General features: G+C 50.9%; 16 protein-coding genes. 2 read left to right on the forward strand and 14 right to left on the reverse strand.

What is annotated here, in order from left to right; translation table 11 throughout:
- The first annotated feature begins 333 nt into the window (after nt 1-333).
- Nucleotides 334-3,111, forward strand: a complete 2,778-nt coding sequence (gene rapA / locus ACO05E_RS16855) for an RNA polymerase-associated protein RapA (RefSeq protein WP_419810654.1) — start codon at nt 334-336, stop codon at nt 3,109-3,111.
- Nucleotides 3,112-3,201: 90 nt separating this feature from the next.
- Here the strand turns inward: rapA and ACO05E_RS16860 are convergent, their stop codons facing one another.
- The 3 genes from ACO05E_RS16860 to ACO05E_RS16870 form a co-directional block, all read right to left on the reverse strand.
- Nucleotides 3,202-3,498 carry a type II toxin-antitoxin system RelE/ParE family toxin gene (locus tag ACO05E_RS16860; protein WP_419810655.1) on the reverse strand — a complete coding sequence of 99 codons (297 nt, stop codon included), beginning with the start codon at nt 3,496-3,498 and terminating at the stop codon, nt 3,202-3,204.
- Entirely contained in the window at nt 3,491-3,739 is a 249-nt protein-coding gene (locus tag ACO05E_RS16865; protein WP_419810656.1) for a type II toxin-antitoxin system ParD family antitoxin, read from the reverse strand. Before ACO05E_RS16865 ends, ACO05E_RS16860 begins: the two co-directional genes overlap by 8 nt.
- Before the next feature lie 89 nt (nt 3,740-3,828).
- A complete protein-coding gene (locus tag ACO05E_RS16870) occupies nt 3,829-4,827 on the reverse strand; it encodes a site-specific integrase (protein ID WP_419810657.1) in 999 nt (332 codons plus the stop codon).
- Nucleotides 4,828-4,994: 167 nt separating this feature from the next.
- Between ACO05E_RS16870 and ACO05E_RS16875 the strand changes: the two genes are divergently transcribed.
- Nucleotides 4,995-6,065, forward strand: a complete 1,071-nt coding sequence (locus ACO05E_RS16875; protein ID WP_419810658.1) for a DNA-binding protein — start codon at nt 4,995-4,997, stop codon at nt 6,063-6,065.
- Nucleotides 6,066-6,126: 61 nt separating this feature from the next.
- On the opposite strand, the gene gorA is transcribed toward ACO05E_RS16875, so the two are convergent.
- The 11 genes from gorA to ACO05E_RS16930 are packed head-to-tail and all read right to left on the reverse strand — an operon-like array spanning nt 6,127 to nt 16,694.
- Entirely contained in the window at nt 6,127-7,494 is a 1,368-nt protein-coding gene (gene gorA, locus ACO05E_RS16880; RefSeq protein ID WP_419810659.1) for a glutathione-disulfide reductase, read from the reverse strand.
- Between the two features lie 58 nt (nt 7,495-7,552).
- Entirely contained in the window at nt 7,553-8,059 is a 507-nt protein-coding gene (gspM, locus tag ACO05E_RS16885; RefSeq protein ID WP_419810660.1) for a type II secretion system protein GspM, read from the reverse strand.
- On the reverse strand, nt 8,056-9,261 hold the full coding sequence (gene gspL, locus ACO05E_RS16890) for a type II secretion system protein GspL (protein WP_419810661.1): 1,206 nt from the start codon (nt 9,259-9,261) through the stop codon (nt 8,056-8,058). The genes gspM and gspL overlap by 4 nt, the downstream gene beginning before the upstream one ends.
- Nucleotides 9,262-9,308: 47 nt before the next feature.
- Nucleotides 9,309-10,373 (reverse strand): type II secretion system minor pseudopilin GspK, encoded by a 1,065-nt coding sequence (gspK, locus tag ACO05E_RS16895; protein ID WP_419810662.1) that lies wholly within the window; start codon nt 10,371-10,373, stop codon nt 9,309-9,311.
- On the reverse strand, nt 10,360-11,094 hold the full coding sequence (gspJ, locus tag ACO05E_RS16900) for a type II secretion system minor pseudopilin GspJ (RefSeq protein WP_419810663.1): 735 nt from the start codon (nt 11,092-11,094) through the stop codon (nt 10,360-10,362). Before gspJ ends, gspK begins: the two co-directional genes overlap by 14 nt.
- Nucleotides 11,095-11,110: 16 nt before the next feature.
- Entirely contained in the window at nt 11,111-11,494 is a 384-nt protein-coding gene (gene gspI / locus ACO05E_RS16905) for a type II secretion system minor pseudopilin GspI (protein WP_419810664.1), read from the reverse strand.
- Between the two features lie 4 nt (nt 11,495-11,498).
- On the reverse strand, nt 11,499-12,074 hold the full coding sequence (gspH, locus tag ACO05E_RS16910; protein ID WP_419810665.1) for a type II secretion system minor pseudopilin GspH: 576 nt from the start codon (nt 12,072-12,074) through the stop codon (nt 11,499-11,501).
- A gap of 15 nt (nt 12,075-12,089) precedes the next feature.
- A complete protein-coding gene (gene gspG / locus ACO05E_RS16915; RefSeq protein WP_419810666.1) occupies nt 12,090-12,512 on the reverse strand; it encodes a type II secretion system major pseudopilin GspG in 423 nt (140 codons plus the stop codon).
- Nucleotides 12,513-12,542: 30 nt separating this feature from the next.
- The gene (gspF, locus tag ACO05E_RS16920; protein ID WP_419810667.1) at nt 12,543-13,772 is read right to left on the reverse strand and encodes a type II secretion system inner membrane protein GspF; all 1,230 of its coding nucleotides are present in this window, start codon (nt 13,770-13,772) and stop codon (nt 12,543-12,545) included.
- A gap of 10 nt (nt 13,773-13,782) precedes the next feature.
- Nucleotides 13,783-15,357 (reverse strand): type II secretion system ATPase GspE, encoded by a 1,575-nt coding sequence (gene gspE, locus ACO05E_RS16925; protein ID WP_419810668.1) that lies wholly within the window; start codon nt 15,355-15,357, stop codon nt 13,783-13,785.
- Between the two features lie 2 nt (nt 15,358-15,359).
- On the reverse strand, nt 15,360-16,694 hold the full coding sequence (locus tag ACO05E_RS16930) for a UDP-glucose dehydrogenase family protein (RefSeq protein ID WP_419810669.1): 1,335 nt from the start codon (nt 16,692-16,694) through the stop codon (nt 15,360-15,362).
- Between the last annotated feature and the right edge of the window lie 79 nt (nt 16,695-16,773).

Below are 16,773 nucleotides of genomic sequence, written 5' to 3' on the forward strand. Positions count from 1 at the left end.
CTGGTGCAAACCGTATCGAAAGACAAGAATGCAGGAAGCATTAGCACTATTTCGCAATATTTCATTTATTCCGATAATAACAATTATCGGAAATATTAGAGTATTAACCACACCCTGCAAATGACTGTTAAGGACAGGCATTGCCTCAGGCGGACATCGTCCTGAATTCCGGATTGCAGCTCAAGAAAACAATCAATATAACTTTCAATGACTTAGTTCACTTAATTGATTTGAATTCTGATTTTAATCGGTAGTCTTGCCAGTGGTTTTTTTGTCAGATTACGGTAGACTTCGCGCCCTTTTCATTCAGCAGCAAGCAGGTATCGTGACACCATGTATTCAGTAGGTCAGCGTTGGATTAGTGAAGCCGAGACGGATTTGGGCTTAGGGTTAATTCAGGATGTTGATTTCAGAATGGTGACCGTGTATTTCCCGGTTATCGACGATGTCCGCACCTACTCCAAGCAAGGTGCCCCGCTGACCCGTGTGCGTTTTAAAGTGGGCGATGTTATCCCACTGCAAGACGGCACCAGCATTACCATCAGTGAAATCCAGGAGCAAAACGACATCATCTTCTACGGTGATGAAGACCGTTTTGTACCTGAGACACACCTGAGCGGCCAAATCCAGCTGAATCAGCCAACCGAGCGCCTGTTCTCTGGTCAGATTGACAACAACAACCTCTATGAATTGCGCCAAATCGCTCTGCAGCAACTCAGCAAACTGCGTAAGCGCCCTTTTTATGGCCTGCTGGGTGGCCGGACGTCGCTACTGGCACACCAGCTGTATATTGCTGAGCAAGTCACTCAGGATGCCATTCCCCGCGTTTTACTGGCGGATGAGGTGGGCTTGGGTAAAACCATCGAAGCTGGCCTGATTCTGCACCGCCTGATGCTGCAACAGCGCATCTCGCGGGTCATGATCATGGTGCCGGATCACCTGCTGCACCAGTGGCTGGTCGAAATGATTCGCCGCTTTAACCTGCGCTTTACCATTGTTGATCGCGCCATGGTGGCTGAAAACAAATTGATGGCGATGGAAGGTGAAGCCAGCAATATGTTCTCTGATAGCCAGTTATTCCTGTGCCCACTGTCGATTGCGACACAAACGGAAGTGGCGGCACAAATGTTGTCGGTTGATTGGGATATGTTGGTTGTTGATGAGGCTCACCACCTGGAATGGAATGAAGACGGTCACGATGACGCTTATGGCTTAGTTGATCAGCTGTCGGCTAAAACAGCGGGCTTGTTGCTGTTGACTGCAACACCAGAGCAGCTGGGCATCAATGGTCACTTTGCTCGCCTGCGCCTGCTGGACCCGGAACGCTATCCAAGCCTGGAGCAGTTTCTGAATGAGCAGCAACAGTATCAACCGGTTGCTGAGCTGGCGTCTGCCTTGACCGGCGACGCGGCTTTAACAGCAGAGCAACAAAATGCCCTGACCGCCCTGCTGCCAGACTTGGCTGATAGCGATGATCGCACCAAACAGCTGGAAACCCTGATTGACCGTCGCGGCCCGGGTCGTGCCCTGTACCGTAATACTCGCCACGGTGTCAGCGGCTTCCCGCAGCGCCTGCCAGCAATCAGCTACCTGCCCACTCCGTCTTTTGTTGATGATTTGCCGGCCAGTGTTGAACAGGGGCTATTCCCTGAGCTGGGCATTAATGGCTGGGAAAACAATGACCCGCGCTGCGATTGGCTGATGGATATTCTGGCTCAGCACAAAAAAGACAAGATCGTACTGATCTGCCACTCGGCGCAGACCGTACTCGATCTGGAAAAATTATTATGGGAGAAGCACGCCACGCCAGCTGCGGTATTCCACGAAAATATGGACCTGGTTGAGCGCGACCGCGCCGCCGCCTACTTTGCTGATCACGACCAGGGCGCACGCATTCTGCTGTGTTCTGAGATTGGCAGTGAAGGCCGTAACTTCCAGTTCGCCCATCATCTGGTGTTATTTGATCTGCCATTTAACTGCGACCTGCTGGAGCAGCGCATTGGTCGACTGGATCGTATTGGTCAGAAACACGATATTCAGATCCATATTCCGGCATTTGAAAACCACACCAGTGGTCGTTGGGCGCAGCTGTTGAATGATGGCTTAGACAGCTTCTCACGCCCGAATCCGGCCGCTCAGCCGCTGCTGGAAAAACACAAGGTAGCGATTGAGCAAGCTCTGCTGAGCCAGGATGATCTTGCTCCATTATTGGATCAGCTCAGTAGCGAACGTGATGAATTATTGCAGGCACTGGAAGATGGCCGTGACCGTCTGCTTGAATTGCACTCCTGCCATCCGACCCAGGCGCGTCAGCTGGCTCAGGAAATGACCATCACCCATATTGAAGATGAAGCCGAATTAAACGACTTTATTGAGTTGTTCGCGGATGCTTTTGGTCTGGATCTGGTCGATCTGGGTGGCGAGTGCATCACCATTGCACCGGGTGATCACATGCTGGTACCGGATATGCCACACCTGCCGGAAGATGGTTTTATGGCGACCACCAATCGCGACGTGGCTCTGTCACGCGACGACGTGCAATTCCTGAGTTGGGAGCACCCGTTTATCGATCAGGCGCTGGAGTTGATTGTCAGCAGCCCTTCAGGCAATGCGGCCGTGGGTTATATCGAAGACCACGGGCATAAAACCGGCGATTGTTTTATTCAGCTGCAGTTTGTTGCCCAATGCGCAGCACCAAAGGCACTACAAGTTGAGCGTTATCTGCCACCGAATGCCATGCACTTGATGATGACACCCAAAGGTGATCTGGCGGTGAACGAGCCTGAATCCTTACCTGGCTTCGCCCTGCCACTGAAAAAAGGCACCGCTCGTGGTCTGGTTGAGCAAAAAACGGATGAAGTTCAACCGTTAATCCATAGACTGGAGAAGCTGGGTGCGGGTCAATTAAGCAAGATGGTGGCACGCGCTGAAGCAAAAGCGGAAGAAGCTTTTGACTCGCGACTGGAGCGTCTGCAGGCGTTATCTCAACAAAACCCGAATATTCCGGCGCAGCTGGTTGATGCCGTTAAGCAAGAGCGTGATCAGGTGTTGTCTGCGATTCGTGATTCACAACTGATTCTCGATAGCGTGCGCCTGGTGTTTTGTGGCTGAGGGTCAAACTCACAAGCCAGGGAGGCATCCCTGGCTTGTGGCGTTCAGCGACTCGCCAAGCTATCCCAAGCCACGCCGAACTACACCAAACTACAGATGTCGCTCTAAATCCATGACCTGCCCCAGCACGCGTATCACTCTCACGCCATGGCTTAATTTTCGGTAGATAATGAAGTGCTTATGAATGGGTAAAGCAAAACAACCTGCTTTGATATGACCAATATCTTTTGAGAAGGGATTGTCTGGGTCTTGCGCCAGTAAATGAAGGCGATGATTGATTTCATCAAGGTAGTGACGGCGCTGTTCTCGACCCCATTTATCTTCCGTATAAAGACCAATTTCATAAAGATCCTCATCGGCCTTTTTGGAAATCCTGAGATCAGTCATCTCGACTATCGAGCCTATCCTGAAGGCTTCTCATCGACCAATTCTCAACATCAGGACTGCTATCACCCTCTTCAATCAGATTCCTTAATTTGGATAATGCTGATTCAGCGGTTTGTTCTTCCAGCAATCGAACTGCCGCCCTGATAACCTCGCTCTGATTGTTGTAATCTCCTGAATTGACCAAGCCTTCAATAAAGCTTCCCATTCGCTCCCCGGGCTGAAATGTAATTGTGCGCGCCATATGAGCACCTCATTATGTAAGAGATATACTTACAATATAACGCATTAAGCGTGCATTCCGAAATCAGAGATCAATGCTTCCATCGACGCTCAATCAAGCTCTGCTTGAGACTGCTCAAGCAGCATCTCGGGCGCAAACGGCGTTGTGCTATCCACATAGCGCAGCGCCGATTTCACATCGCGCCAACCAACATACTCCATCAAAGATTTAATATCCCACCCTTGCCTGTTGGCCCAATTAGCAAAGCCTCGTCGTAAAGAGTGGCTGCTAAACGCTTCGGCGTTATTAATGTCGGCAACGCGGCAGCATTGGCGCAAAATATGGGTAATACTGGAGGGGTGTAGCTCCTGACTACCAATATTTCCCCAGCGATCTATCTTGCGGAACACCGGGCCACTGGTCACTCCAGAAGCTTGTTGCCAGTCCTGATAGGCCGCCACCGGACAAAGCTGCCTGAGCGCCGGAACAAAATATTGCCTGCCCTGCTGGCCTGCGATTCCCCGATCCCCTTTGTTTCTCGGAATGTTAATTGTCATTCCTCTGCCGTGTTCAACCTGAATATGCTCAACCCTGACCCGTGACAGCTCATCACTGCGGAAGGCTCGCCAGAAGCCCATTAGCAACAGAGATCGGTTTCTAAGTGCTGTCAGTGATGAGGCCGCCTCACTTTCTGGTTGCTCCAGACTATTCACAATCAACTGCAACTGCTGCAACTCAATCGGCTTCGCCTGTTTTTGGATGGCAGGATGAAGCTCAGCAATACCCTTGAGTACCTTTTTTACGTAAGGCGTTTTGGTGGGGTCGGCAAAACCCTGTTGCTGATGCCAGGCCGCAAGGCCAGCCAGGCGTTGGCGCAAGGTTGCAGCGGAATGCTTGTCGGCAAAAGCGACCAGGTAGCGAGCTATCTCCTCCGAGGTGGTTGGCAGCATACCTCCCCACGCTGTTTCAAAGTGCTCTACCGCTGAGCGATAGCTTTTCCGGGTGTTTTCCCGGGTGGCAGCATGCAGATAGTCATCCAGGGTGATATCCACTGAGCCATTTGTTGTATTAGCGGCTGTCTTAGTGCCTGTATTGCTGAGCTTTTTCACTGGCCTAGGTGAGCCTTTTTGCTGTTCACATTTAATAATGTGTAATTATCTTAAGTTAATTTATTAAATTCAATTTTAAATTTATTATGATTTTTAGAATGTAAATACGTAGTATGTAATACAGTACGAAATGAACAGAAAAACCATTCAGAAAAACGGTGAACATCATGGCCAGAGGCGGAATAAATAAGCAGCGGGTAATGCAGGCGCGGGAAACCTTGCTCAGCCAGGGCAAACACCCCTCAATTGATGCCGTACGGGTCGTGCTGGGAAATACCGGCTCCAAGTCCACCATTCATCGTTATCTACGGGAAATTGAGCAGGAGCTGGAGGTCAGTCAGGATCCATCCGGCACCACTCGACTGAGTCAGCCATTAACAGAGCTGGTTAGCCGATTAGCAGACACCCTGCAGCAAGAAGCCAGACAAACCATGGAACTAGCCGACCAGCAACACCAACAGGAACAACTGGCGTTTAGCCAGCGTCTTGGGGATTTAAATAAAGAGAATCAGCAGCTACAGCAGCAATTACAGGCCTGCCAGGAACAGCTCGCTCACACCCAACAAGAGAGAGATCAGGCACTGGAAGATAAACAGGCCATGCAACAAGAGCTGAACACTAGTCAGCAGCACCAAGCTCGCTTGGCGGCCGTCGAGATCGAGCAGCAAAAACAGATTGAATCGTTAGAAGAAAAACACCGCCATAGCCGGGAGGCACTGAATCACTACCGGGATTCGGTACAGCAGCAGCGTGAGCAGGATATTCGCCAGCATGAGCAGCAGCGCCAGCAGCTACAGGTGGAGATTCGAGCGCTACAGCAGACCATCAGCGTACAGCAAACCAGCTTGTCGCAACTGAATAATCAGAATGGGCAGCTACAGGCAGATTATAGTCACGCTCAGCAGCGAATAACGGACCTTCAGCAACAACTGGAAACACTGCAGCAGTCGAGCGAGCAAACCACTCAGCAGCTGACCAGCACCCAGCAATCGTATAGCCAGTTACAGCTAGAGCACGATCAACTACACAACAACAATCAGCAGCTAAAGCAGGAGTTCGAGGATCAGCAGCTTAAGGCCGCTAACGACAGTCAAACACTAAGCGCAAGAATCGATGAGAAAGTTAGCCGCCTACAGCAAGCACAGCTGGAAATCACCGCGCTAAAAGCACAGGTGACGAGTAAGGATGAGATGCTGGAGCGGCTGCTCGACTCCAATAAAAAAGCCAGAACAGAATAAATCCGTTCTGGCTTTGTAATGTTCTAAGCGCCTAGCTCAGAAGCGCTTGAACTAATACAAATTAAGCGCGCGCTGTACGCATGGTCACAAATTCTTCAGCCGCCGTTGGGTGAATGCCAATGGTGCTGTCAAACACGGCCTTAGTTGCACCTGCTTTAATGGCAACCGCCAGACCCTGAACAATTTCACCAGCATCCGGCCCAACCATATGCGCACCAATCACTTTATCGGTACTGGTTTGCACCAGTAGCTTCATCATGCTGCGCTCAGGCATGCCACTGATGGTGTGCTTCATTGGCTTAAAGCTGGATTCAAATACCGACAGATCATCACCAAACTCTTTCACCGCTTCTTCTTCCGTGAGGCCAACGGTAGCAATGTTTGGCTGACAGAATACCGCAGTTGGAATATTGCTGTAATCCATCGGCGTGGTGTCGCCGTCGTAGAAATTAGCAACCAGCTTCATGCCCTGAGCCAATGCCACCGGCGTTAAGGCTGGTGTACCAATTACATCACCCAGCGCATAGACACTTGGCACGGAAGTCTGGAAGAAGTCATCGGCGATAATGGTGCCATTGTCGCGCACTTTTACGCCCACATGCTCCAGATTCAGACCATCGGTCATTGGACGACGACCCGTTGCGTACATCACAGCGTCGGCCTCGATGGCTTCGCCGGATTTCAGCTGACACACTAATGTGCCATCGGCTTGTTTTTCAATGCTGGCAATATCGGAGTTGGTGCGAATATCGATGCCCTTGGCAGCAATCTGCTCTGCGGCGAACTGGCGTACACCTTCGTCAAAACCACGCAACACCTGCTCACCGCGATACATCAACGTTGTGTCTGAACCCAGGCCATTAAAGATGCCGGCAAATTCAACCGCAATGTAACCACCGCCAACGACAACTACACGTTTAGGGAAGGTTTCCAGATAGAAAGCTTCGTTGGAGGTAATGGCATGTTCTGCGCCCGGAATTTCCGGCTTAAACGGCCAGCCACCGGTGGCAATCAGGATCTTATCAGCGGTGTATTCCTGCTCGCCGGATTCGCCACTTACAACAACGGTATTGGCGTCTTTCAGGCTGGCGGTACCATTCAGGATCTCAACGCCTGAGTTATCCAGCAGGTTGTTGTAAATACCATTTAAACGGCCGATTTCAGCGGTTTTATTGTCACGCAGTGTTGGCCAGTCAAAATGATTTAACTGCCCTTCTACACCAAAACCCTTGGCTTCTTTGAATTTCTCTGAGTACTCGGAGGCGTAGACAAACAGCTTCTTAGGAACACAACCAACGTTGACACAGGTACCGCCCAGGTAGCGGTTTTCAACCACGGCCACTTTAACACCTTTGGCTGCAGCCATGCGGGAGGCGCGCACGCCACCAGAACCAGCACCAATGACTAACAGCTCATAATCTCGACTCATATAACTCACTCTTTATCTGATATGACACTCGTAAATCCAACCGCCGGAAATGGCGATGTTATGGTGTCAGTGTAGCCCGAATATCAACCCAGCCCGGATTTTCTTGACGATCAACATTGATCTGACTGACCCGGATACCATTACTGGATTGTAAATTTTCCAACCATTCAATAGCCTCATCAAAGGCCACTTTTTCCAGCCAGACGCGCAGACCTTTGCCATCCTGCTCATAACGACTCAGCGTAATCCCGCTTTTTCTTGCCTGCTGGGTAACCACTGACAGTATTGGGCCTGAAGAAGTTCCCGTGGCGCCACCAAATTTGTGAGCGTTATCAGCAATACGGTTATAGCTGGCAACCGCCCGCTCCAGTTTACTCTCCAGTCTCTGCTGATCTTTGATCAAGGGTGCGTATATCAACAGAAACACCAGCGCCAGAGCCACAAAGATCGCCACTCCGCGCACAATCAGCTGGTCCCGCCCCGGCAGAGACTGGTACCAGGATTGTGCGGCTTTTACCTGCGGATGATTTACCAACTGGTCTTTTATCTGATCAAACTGACTCATGCGGCACCTCCGATTTTTAACCGGCCTTTAACACCGTCTTTGTCGTTGGTTGCTGACGCCACTTCCGCCGTCAGACCTTCCTGCTCCAGTGCCTGCTTCAGGGTTTGCAGCTCTGACAATGATCCGGCTTTCACCTCAACCACCAGTTCATTCAGGCGATCATTAAAACGCATGGACTGAAAATGCAGTGTTTTTTTGCTGTTGTTGGCGGCGTATACCTTTGAGGCTTTATTCACCAACTGAATAAAACCAACGCCTTCACTACTGCCACCACCGGAAAGTTTCTCGCGCATCTGGCGATCCAGACTGCGCACCCGCTCCCCCGGGAACAGCTGCTTGTATAAATCAACTGCGGCCTGGCGTACCTGAGTTTCCTGCTGCTTCAGGGCGATATTGTCGATAAACAGATATCCGGCCATCATCACTGCCCAAACGGCAGCAATGGTTGCCAACGGACGCCACCAGGCCGCAGGTTTATCTTCTTTCGCTTCACGAACCTGATAATCGCCGACCATCAGGCTGACCAGTTTGGTTTCTAACGTCGCGTCTAATTCGGCATTGCGGGTGCTGGCCTGAACATCAATGCGGGCAAACGTCTCGGCAAAGCCGGTTTCCAGATTGGTTTTCACCATCTGCGCCTGATCCAGCCCTGCCGCCCAGATATCGAGCTGCTCGGCATTAAAGTCAGTTAGTTGACTTTCCAGTACCGGAGTTAATGCCGCCGCAGGAATCCAGCCTTCGAACACCCCGGGCAATAACAATTGCCAGCCGTTAAATTGCTGGCGCAACAGATTCTGCTGTGGCAATAGCTGGGTTTCGGGAATGATGTCGCGCACCTGCAGATGGTGCAGTTCGCACTCCTGAATCAGACGCTCCAGTAGATCAATGGCAACCACATAGGCGCGCACCTTTTTACCCTGCTTACCCGCAGGCACGACCAGATAGTCGTCGACATCACTGATCAGGCACTCTTCTAACGCAAACGGCAGCGCTTTCGCCAGATTGCGATTACTGACCCCGGGCATGGCGACCCAGTGGGTTGAATAGTTGGTTGCCGACAGCACCAGGCGTACCTGACTCAGGTCTGGCTGTTCACTGGCCCAGTCTTCAAGCGGGCGGGCGTCGCGGTCAAAGTCCGCATGGATATCGCCAATTAACCAGCGGCCTTCAGCTGCTTGCCACTGTACCTTTTTTGTTTCCATGTCACATTCTCTGATCAGGTCGAACCATTATCGACTGGTCACTACTGTTAATTGCTATTGGTGTTAATGTCTGTATTGGTCTCGAACGATTGCTCGGATGGCTTCTCTTCCCGGCGGGAATAGTCACGATACAATGTGGTCATCCGCGCATCCGCCTTGTCGCGTTTAATCAAGGCTTCACTGGTGGCGTAGCGCTCATTAAGATCAACCCGGGCAAACATTTCAAAATATTCACTATTGATACTGAAATCGCTCTTTTCCCATCTGGGCTGGGCGTTTTCCGAATTATTGTTACCATTATTACTGTTGCCGCCGTTGTCAGCGTCATCATTATCGTTTGTCTGCGGCTGAGTATATCGCTCCAGTAAACTCTGATTCCAGAAATCATCAACACTGGCATAGCCTTCCTCGCCGCGGGCACTGACCAGCGACTGGCCGTCCTGTAACGACAAGCCGGAATCCAGCGAGGCCAGAACCACGGCGCTGGCGGTATTTACATTAAGCTGCACTTCAACCGGCAGACAGGAAATATAAGGCAATAAGGCCTGATAGGTAGCCTGATCGAAGTTTTCGATCAGCAATAATTCCGACACATGCTTACAGGCCTGATAAGCCGGGCGATAAGGCACATCCAGCGATTCATACACATCATCAATCTGGCTGCTTTTATCCATCCAGCGGGCGGTTGCATTAGCCAGTTGTGTATCCAAGCCAAGCAGGTTTAACAGATTCGCAAAGCGCTGAGTTTGCAGTGTTTTATTTGCTGCGCCTGCAGAAAGACTATTGAGATTAAAACGCCCCTGAGCATCGGTAATTTTCAGATAAATTTTGCCGGGTTCTAAGGGAAACGTACGCGGCTGGGTCCACTCTTCGTTGGCGTGATCTTTTTCTTTATCGGCGTCCCAATCCAGATACAAACCCACACGCACCGCCTGTTCTGCCGCATCGGTAAAGGCCCGGCTCTGCTGCAGAGTGAACATATTGGCACTGCGCTGAATATTAATAGCCTGACGATCAATAATGGCAACCGCCAGTACCGACACCACGGCAAACACCAGTAACACCGTAATTAATGCCAGACCTTGCTGGCGCTGAGCATTAATTGCCGGCATCGGGTTCACCATCGTGCGCAATCAGCCAGATACGTTCTATTTCTCCCAGACGTGGCAGCTCAAAGCGCCAGCGAACGGCCAGCGGAACACTGATGTCACTGCTTTGACTGGTGGACGGCCAACTGGTCTGCCAGTCACGCCCCTGAGCCTGAGCGCTTTCGCCCTGCTGTTGGCTTTGCTGTTCGACTAACAATTCAATATCCAGCGTTTCAATCTGCTCCAACACTACTTGAGCAACCGGTTCTGAATCGGATGCCCGATCTAATACCTGCCAGTAATAACGTACCAGGCAATCGGCTTCAGGCTCGGCAATGCCCCAGGATAATAAGCGCGCTTTGGCGCTTTCGCAGACTTCATCATCAATGGATTCCAACCGATAAGCGACCCGTTGCAAAGTGCTGCGCGGATCCTGGGCGACCGGCGAATTACGCCAGCCAGCGCGGGTAAACTCTAACGGGTAATCACCGCTATCTAACAATAATGAGGCTTGTTCATCACCATAGTTATCACGCACGCTGCGATTGATGTATTGCTCCAGATCGCGACTGACCACCTGATTAAAGCGTTGCAGACTGATCAGCTGCTCCGAGGTCACTTCCGTTGCACTTTTGGCGTCAATCACACTGCGTAATAACTGACTGGCACCTACACCCAGCGTCGCCGTAATAGCAATGGCCACCATAACTTCAAGCAGGGTAAATCCGGATAAAGAGCGTGCCATCTGAGACTTCCTCATCCTAATATTTCCCAACAATGGTAACCAGAGTTGCCAGGTTAGCGTCTTTGTCGTTCAAGTCGGCGACAGACACGGTGACCCGACGGGTATCTGGCAATTGGGTGTTTTCTATCTTGGTATTCACCCGCCACTCACGGCCAGCCATATCAATCACATCGTTGGCATCGCCGACATTCGGGAAAGGCGCTAAGCGGACTTCAGCCAGCTGATTCTCAGCAACAAACGCCGCCAATGTTTTATCTTGCAGGTACAATAAATTGCCAACGCTCTGACTGGTGGTTTGGCTGATGGTGGTGGCAATTACGGCAAAGATGGTGACGGCAATCATCACCTCCAGCAGGGTAAAGCCTCGTTGTTTAGTTATAGAAAGCTGCTTGCCAGTCATCGCATTAGCCTTCATAACGCTCGGTCTGCATCTGTAATTGGCTAAAACCATCGCCACTCAGCTGAACAACAAAGCTATTGTCCTGCTGATGACTCAGCTCCAGGCGAAAAGGCGTGTATTCATCGGAAGACAAAAACAGCAGCGCTGGCTTTGGCCCTTCCTCATCCCCCAGTAACTCGTCAAAATCCACCTCAGTGTCTTCGACAAACAAGCGCATCTCGACGGATTCCGGCGTTAGCAGTTCTTTTTTAAGCGGGCCTTCGGCATAGGGTTGCCAGGGGTTTTCTGCCAGCTTGGCCTGCTCTTTGCCATCCAACGCCCGGGCTTGCAGGCTGTTCGGATCAAGGTAGGACAGCAGTACCAGCTCCTGAATATCCATGGCAATGCCAAAATCGACATTCTGGAAAACGGCATCCTCACGGTAGGCATCCAGCAAAACCGTTAGTTGGCGGGCAAACTGTTCCGTTTCATCCAGTGCCGGATTGCTGCTGGAGGTTAGCGTCGCCATTGACATTAAGCCGCCAATAATCGCCAGTACCACCAACACTTCCAGCAGTGTGAACCCGCGTTTGCTGCCCATACCTTTCATGCTAAATCAGTCGTTACTGCTGATATCGGCACCATCTTCCTCACCGCCTTCGACGCCATCAGCGCCCAGCGATAAAATTTCATAGCTATTGGCTTTTTCACGGAAGTAAACAAACTCATTACCCCAGGCATCGGTTGGTACATTATTGCCTTTCAGGTAGCCGCCAGAGCGGTAGTTTTTCGGTTCCGGCGAGCCTGATGGCTTGGAAATCAGAGCTTCCAGACCTTGTTCCGTGGTTGGGTACTGGAAGTTATCCAGCTTGTACATATCCAGAGCACTTTCAATCAGCTTCATCTGACTCTTGGTGGTTTTGATATTTGCGTCGCTGGCTGAACCCAGAATATTGGCCCCTACTAAGGCCATAATGCCGCCAATAATGGCCAATACCACCATCACTTCTAACAGGGTGAAACCGCGTGTGTTTTTCATTGTTGGTACTTTTTTCACGTTCAATTGCTCCTACTGAACCATTTGTTGCAATTCTAAAATCGGTAACATAATTGCTGCGACAATCAGCGCAACGATAGCGCCCATGGATAACAGCATCATGGGCTCAAAAATTTTCACCAGCGCCGAAACCGTGTTCTCCAGCGTGGTTTCCTGCTGTTTGGCGGTGCGTGCCAGCATGGCATCCAGCTCACCACTGTTTTCACCACTGGCAATCATATGCAGCATAATGGGTGAAAAGTATTTGGTTTCGGCCAACGCCTGATTCAGGCTGCCACCCTCGCTCACCGTGACGGTGGCTTGAGTTAACGACGACTGTATTGGCATATTGGTGACCACCTGGCTGGCAATGCGCATGGCTTCCACCAGAGGTACGCCACTGGAGGTCAGAATCGCCAGCGTGCTGCCAAAGCGAGCGGTATTGGCATCGCGCACAAAACCACCCAGCCCGGGCATCGTTAACAAAAAACGATGATATTTACGGCGAAAGCCATCTTGTTTCAGCGCGCGTTTAAATACGATAAAGCCAATCACCAGACCGGCAAGGATATACAGCCCGGCACTGCTGATCAGATGGCTAAGATTCAGCATAAATTGGGTTAAACCCGGCAGCTCCTGACCGTTTTTAACGAACACTTCAACAATATCCGGAACCACATAAGTCAGCAGTCCAACCACAATACCTATCGCCACGATGGTCAGAATAATCGGGTACATAGCTGCCAGTTTGATTTTCTGGTCTGACTCCTGACGTGACTCGGTGTAATCGGCCAGACGATTTAATACACCATCCAGATGGCCGGCATGCTCGCCAGCAGCAACCGTTGAGCGATATAAATGAGGAAATGCTCGTGGATACTCCTCCAGTGCCTTGGCTAAGGTATAACCTTCCAGCACCTTGGAGCGAATTGCCAGGATCATGGCTTTGATTTTTTGTTTGCCGGTTTGCTCTGATAACGCCCGCAGGGATTCATCAATCGGCAGGCCAGCCTGAATCAGAGTTGCCAGTTGACGAGTGATCAGTGCCAGCTCCGGTACAGAAAGAGAAGGCCCCTGATTAAACAGCCCGGCGAAAAAACCTTCGCCACTGTCTTTTTGTTTGCTGGCGGTAATCTCGACCGAGAGCGGCATCCAGCCTTTATCGCGCAGTTGTTGGCGAATCTGGCGGGCGCTGTCCGCCTCCATTACGCCTTTTTGCTGTTTGCCTTTGGCATCCAGCGCCTGATATTCAAAAGCAGCCATAATTCGTGTCTTACCCTTTGGCTACCCGTAATAATTCTTCGATAGTCGTACTGCCAGCCAGCACCTTGCGAATACCATCCTGACGGATGCTTGGCCCGGACTCACGAGCGTATTCGTCTAATTCCTGCTCGCCAGCTTTATCGTGGATCAGAGTTTTCATGCGCTCATCCACTTCGATGATTTCATAGATACCCTGACGACCGCGATAGCCCAGCTGATTACACTTATCACAACCTTTGGGGTGATAAATAATCGGCGGTGTTGCAGGGTCGGCTCCCAGTAATTCACATTCGGATTCATCTGCGGGTGCCGCCACCTTACAGTCATCACACAACACTCTCACCAGTCGCTGAGCAATGACACCGACCATAGACGATGACAACAGGAAGGGTTCAACGCCCATATCCTGTAATCGGGTGATAGCGCCAACAGCAGTATTGGTGTGCAGTGTTGATAACACTAAGTGGCCGGTTAATGACGCTTGAATGGCGATTTCAACGGTTTCTAAATCCCGGATTTCACCAATCATCACCACATCCGGGTCCTGACGCAGAATAGCGCGTAAGCCTTTGGCGAACGTCATATCAACCTTAGTGTTCACCTGAGTCTGGCCAATACCCGGCAGGCTGTATTCCACCGGGTCTTCTACCGTCAGAATATTACGACTGGTTTCATTTAAATCCGACAGCGCGCCGTACAAGGTGGTGGTTTTACCCGAGCCGGTTGGGCCGGTAACCAGAATAATGCCGTGGGGCTTGGAGATAATATTACGCAGGGTACGCAAATCACGATCGGCCAGACCTAACTGAGCCAGGCCCAAGCGCCCGGCCTGCTTATCCAGCAAACGCATTACAATGCGCTCACCGTGCTGGGATGGCATGGTTGATACCCGCACATCCACTTCGCGACCGCCGATACGCAGCGCAATCCGGCCATCCTGGGGAACACGTTTTTCAGCAATATCCAGTTTTGCCATGACCTTAATACGCGAAATCAGCAATGCCGCCAGTGCACGCTTAGGCTGAACCACTTCGCGCAACACACCATCCACACGAAAACGCACAACCAGGCGTTTCTCATAGGTTTCAACATGGATATCCGAGGCGCTTTCTTTTACCGCTTCGGTTAACAAGGCGTTGATCAGGCGGATGATGGGGGCATCACCCTCCTGCTCTAATAAGTCTTCAGTTTCAGGAACTGAGTCGGCCAGACTGGCCAGATCCATTTCATCGCCCAGTCCTTCGACCATCTCCATGGCTTCCGAACTGTCACTTTGATAAGCCAGCCCCAGGCGGCGCTCAAATTCTTCATCGGCAACCACATCCAGACGAAAGGGCGCCGATAAGAAGCGCTGCACTTCCATCAGCACATCACCACGCAGCCCTTCTTTATGAATGACCACAAATTGATCGGCATTGCCTTCGACCAGCACCCCAAAACGCTTGGCAAAACCAAACGGGATACGGTGGCTGATGTGCGTACTTTGAACGTCACTGCCTTCTGTTACTGTTGCTTCAGTTGCCGTCTCGCTCTGTGGCAGGCTGACATCTTCAGAAACGGGAGTAGCACTTGTGATGGCGGTCATGATTATCCTAATTGATCCCGGCCAATACCGGTGTAATCAAACCCTTGTGATTTTAAGCTGTACGGATCGTACTGGTTACGACCATCGATAATCACAGGTTGTTTCAATAATTTTTTAATGGCGTTGAAATCCGGCTGACGGAATGGCTTCCATTCTGTGACCAGCACCATCGCATCGGCATCGGCTAATGCGTCGTACTGATGCTCGCATAAAACCAGCTGCTGTTCATCGAAAACAGTGTCAGGAAAATGCAATTTACTCTCATTCATAGCCAGCGGATCGTAGGCACGCACCCGGGCACCCGCTTGCAGCAGGCGGTTAATCAGCTCTAGCGCGCTGGATTCATGCATATCATCAGAGCCGGGTTTAAAGGCTAAGCCCCAAACCGCAATGGTTCGTCCGCTCATATCCTGACCAAAACGATCGGCTAATTTTTCAAATAAGCGATGCTTCTGGGATTGATTACGGCGCTCAACACTGTTCAGAATCTCAGTTTCATAGCCATGCTCCTGACCCATGCGAATCAGTGCTTTCATATCCTTCGGTACAAAGGAGCCGCCATAGCCACAGCCGGGGTAAATATAGGAGTAGCCAATCCGGCTGTCGGAACCAATGCCTTTGCGCACCTGCTCGATATCAACGCCCATGCATTCGGCCAGATTTGCAATTTCATTCATAAACGAAATTTTAGTTGCCAGCATGGCGCTGGCGGCATGCTTGGTCATCTCCGCATCGCGAACACCCATAAACATCAGCTTATCGTGATTGCGTGAAAAACTCTGATACAGTTCTGACATCACATTACGGGCGCGCAGATTTTCAACGCCGATGACAATACGGTCCGGGCGCATAAAGTCATCAATCGCAACGCCCTCTTTCAGGAATTCCGGGTTTGATACCACGTCAAATTCGATTTGCGCATTACGTGTCGCCAGCTCTTCAGTGATTGCGCGGGTAATTTGCTCACCGGCACCCACTGGGGCGCTGGATTTATTAACAATAACTGAGTAGTCGCGAATGGTGCGACCAATCTCGCGCGCACATTGCAGCACACAGTCCAGGTCATCGGTGTCTGGCTGAGAATCAATGGCAATAAAGTAAACCTGTGGCTCATTGTCAGGTTCTGGCATGGTCGCCGAAAAGGATAGACGCCCGGCTTTGGTGTTGTTTTGTATGATGGCATCCAGCCCGGGTTCAAATACCGGAACTTCCCCTGCGTTCAGAGCAGTGATTCGTTCCTGATCAGCATCAAGACAGGTTACGGTGTTTCCCATTTCCGCAAAGCAAGCGCCTGTCACAAGGCCGACGTAGCCGGTTCCTACGACTGTAATATTCAAAAGATATTCCTTCAGATAGAGCAATTGGAGAGGTACGTTACCTTATTACCAAAAAATGACAACTCGATGACATAAAAAA

The sequence above is a fragment of the Bacterioplanoides sp. genome (genome assembly GCF_965226395.1).
In the GTDB taxonomy this organism is placed as follows: domain Bacteria; phylum Pseudomonadota; class Gammaproteobacteria; order Pseudomonadales; family Oceanobacteraceae; genus Bacterioplanoides.

What these genes read in the sequence shown, in the direction of transcription:
- rapA (WP_419810654.1), top strand. Translation starts at nt 334, where the DNA reads ATGTATTCAGTAGGTCAGCGTTGGATTAGTGAAGCCGAGACGGATTTG.
- ACO05E_RS16860 (WP_419810655.1), bottom strand. Translation starts at nt 3,498, where the DNA reads ATGACTGATCTCAGGATTTCCAAAAAGGCCGATGAGGATCTTTATGAA.
- ACO05E_RS16865 (WP_419810656.1), bottom strand. Translation starts at nt 3,739, where the DNA reads ATGGCGCGCACAATTACATTTCAGCCCGGGGAGCGAATGGGAAGCTTT.
- ACO05E_RS16875 (WP_419810658.1), top strand. Translation starts at nt 4,995, where the DNA reads ATGGCCAGAGGCGGAATAAATAAGCAGCGGGTAATGCAGGCGCGGGAA.
- gorA (WP_419810659.1), bottom strand. Translation starts at nt 7,494, where the DNA reads ATGAGTCGAGATTATGAGCTGTTAGTCATTGGTGCTGGTTCTGGTGGC.
- gspM (WP_419810660.1), bottom strand. Translation starts at nt 8,059, where the DNA reads ATGAGTCAGTTTGATCAGATAAAAGACCAGTTGGTAAATCATCCGCAG.
- gspL (WP_419810661.1), bottom strand. Translation starts at nt 9,261, where the DNA reads ATGGAAACAAAAAAGGTACAGTGGCAAGCAGCTGAAGGCCGCTGGTTA.
- gspK (WP_419810662.1), bottom strand. Translation starts at nt 10,373, where the DNA reads ATGCCGGCAATTAATGCTCAGCGCCAGCAAGGTCTGGCATTAATTACG.
- gspJ (WP_419810663.1), bottom strand. Translation starts at nt 11,094, where the DNA reads ATGGCACGCTCTTTATCCGGATTTACCCTGCTTGAAGTTATGGTGGCC.
- gspI (WP_419810664.1), bottom strand. Translation starts at nt 11,494, where the DNA reads ATGACTGGCAAGCAGCTTTCTATAACTAAACAACGAGGCTTTACCCTG.
- gspH (WP_419810665.1), bottom strand. Translation starts at nt 12,074, where the DNA reads ATGGGCAGCAAACGCGGGTTCACACTGCTGGAAGTGTTGGTGGTACTG.
- gspG (WP_419810666.1), bottom strand. Translation starts at nt 12,512, where the DNA reads ATGAAAAACACACGCGGTTTCACCCTGTTAGAAGTGATGGTGGTATTG.
- gspF (WP_419810667.1), bottom strand. Translation starts at nt 13,772, where the DNA reads ATGGCTGCTTTTGAATATCAGGCGCTGGATGCCAAAGGCAAACAGCAA.
- gspE (WP_419810668.1), bottom strand. Translation starts at nt 15,357, where the DNA reads ATGACCGCCATCACAAGTGCTACTCCCGTTTCTGAAGATGTCAGCCTG.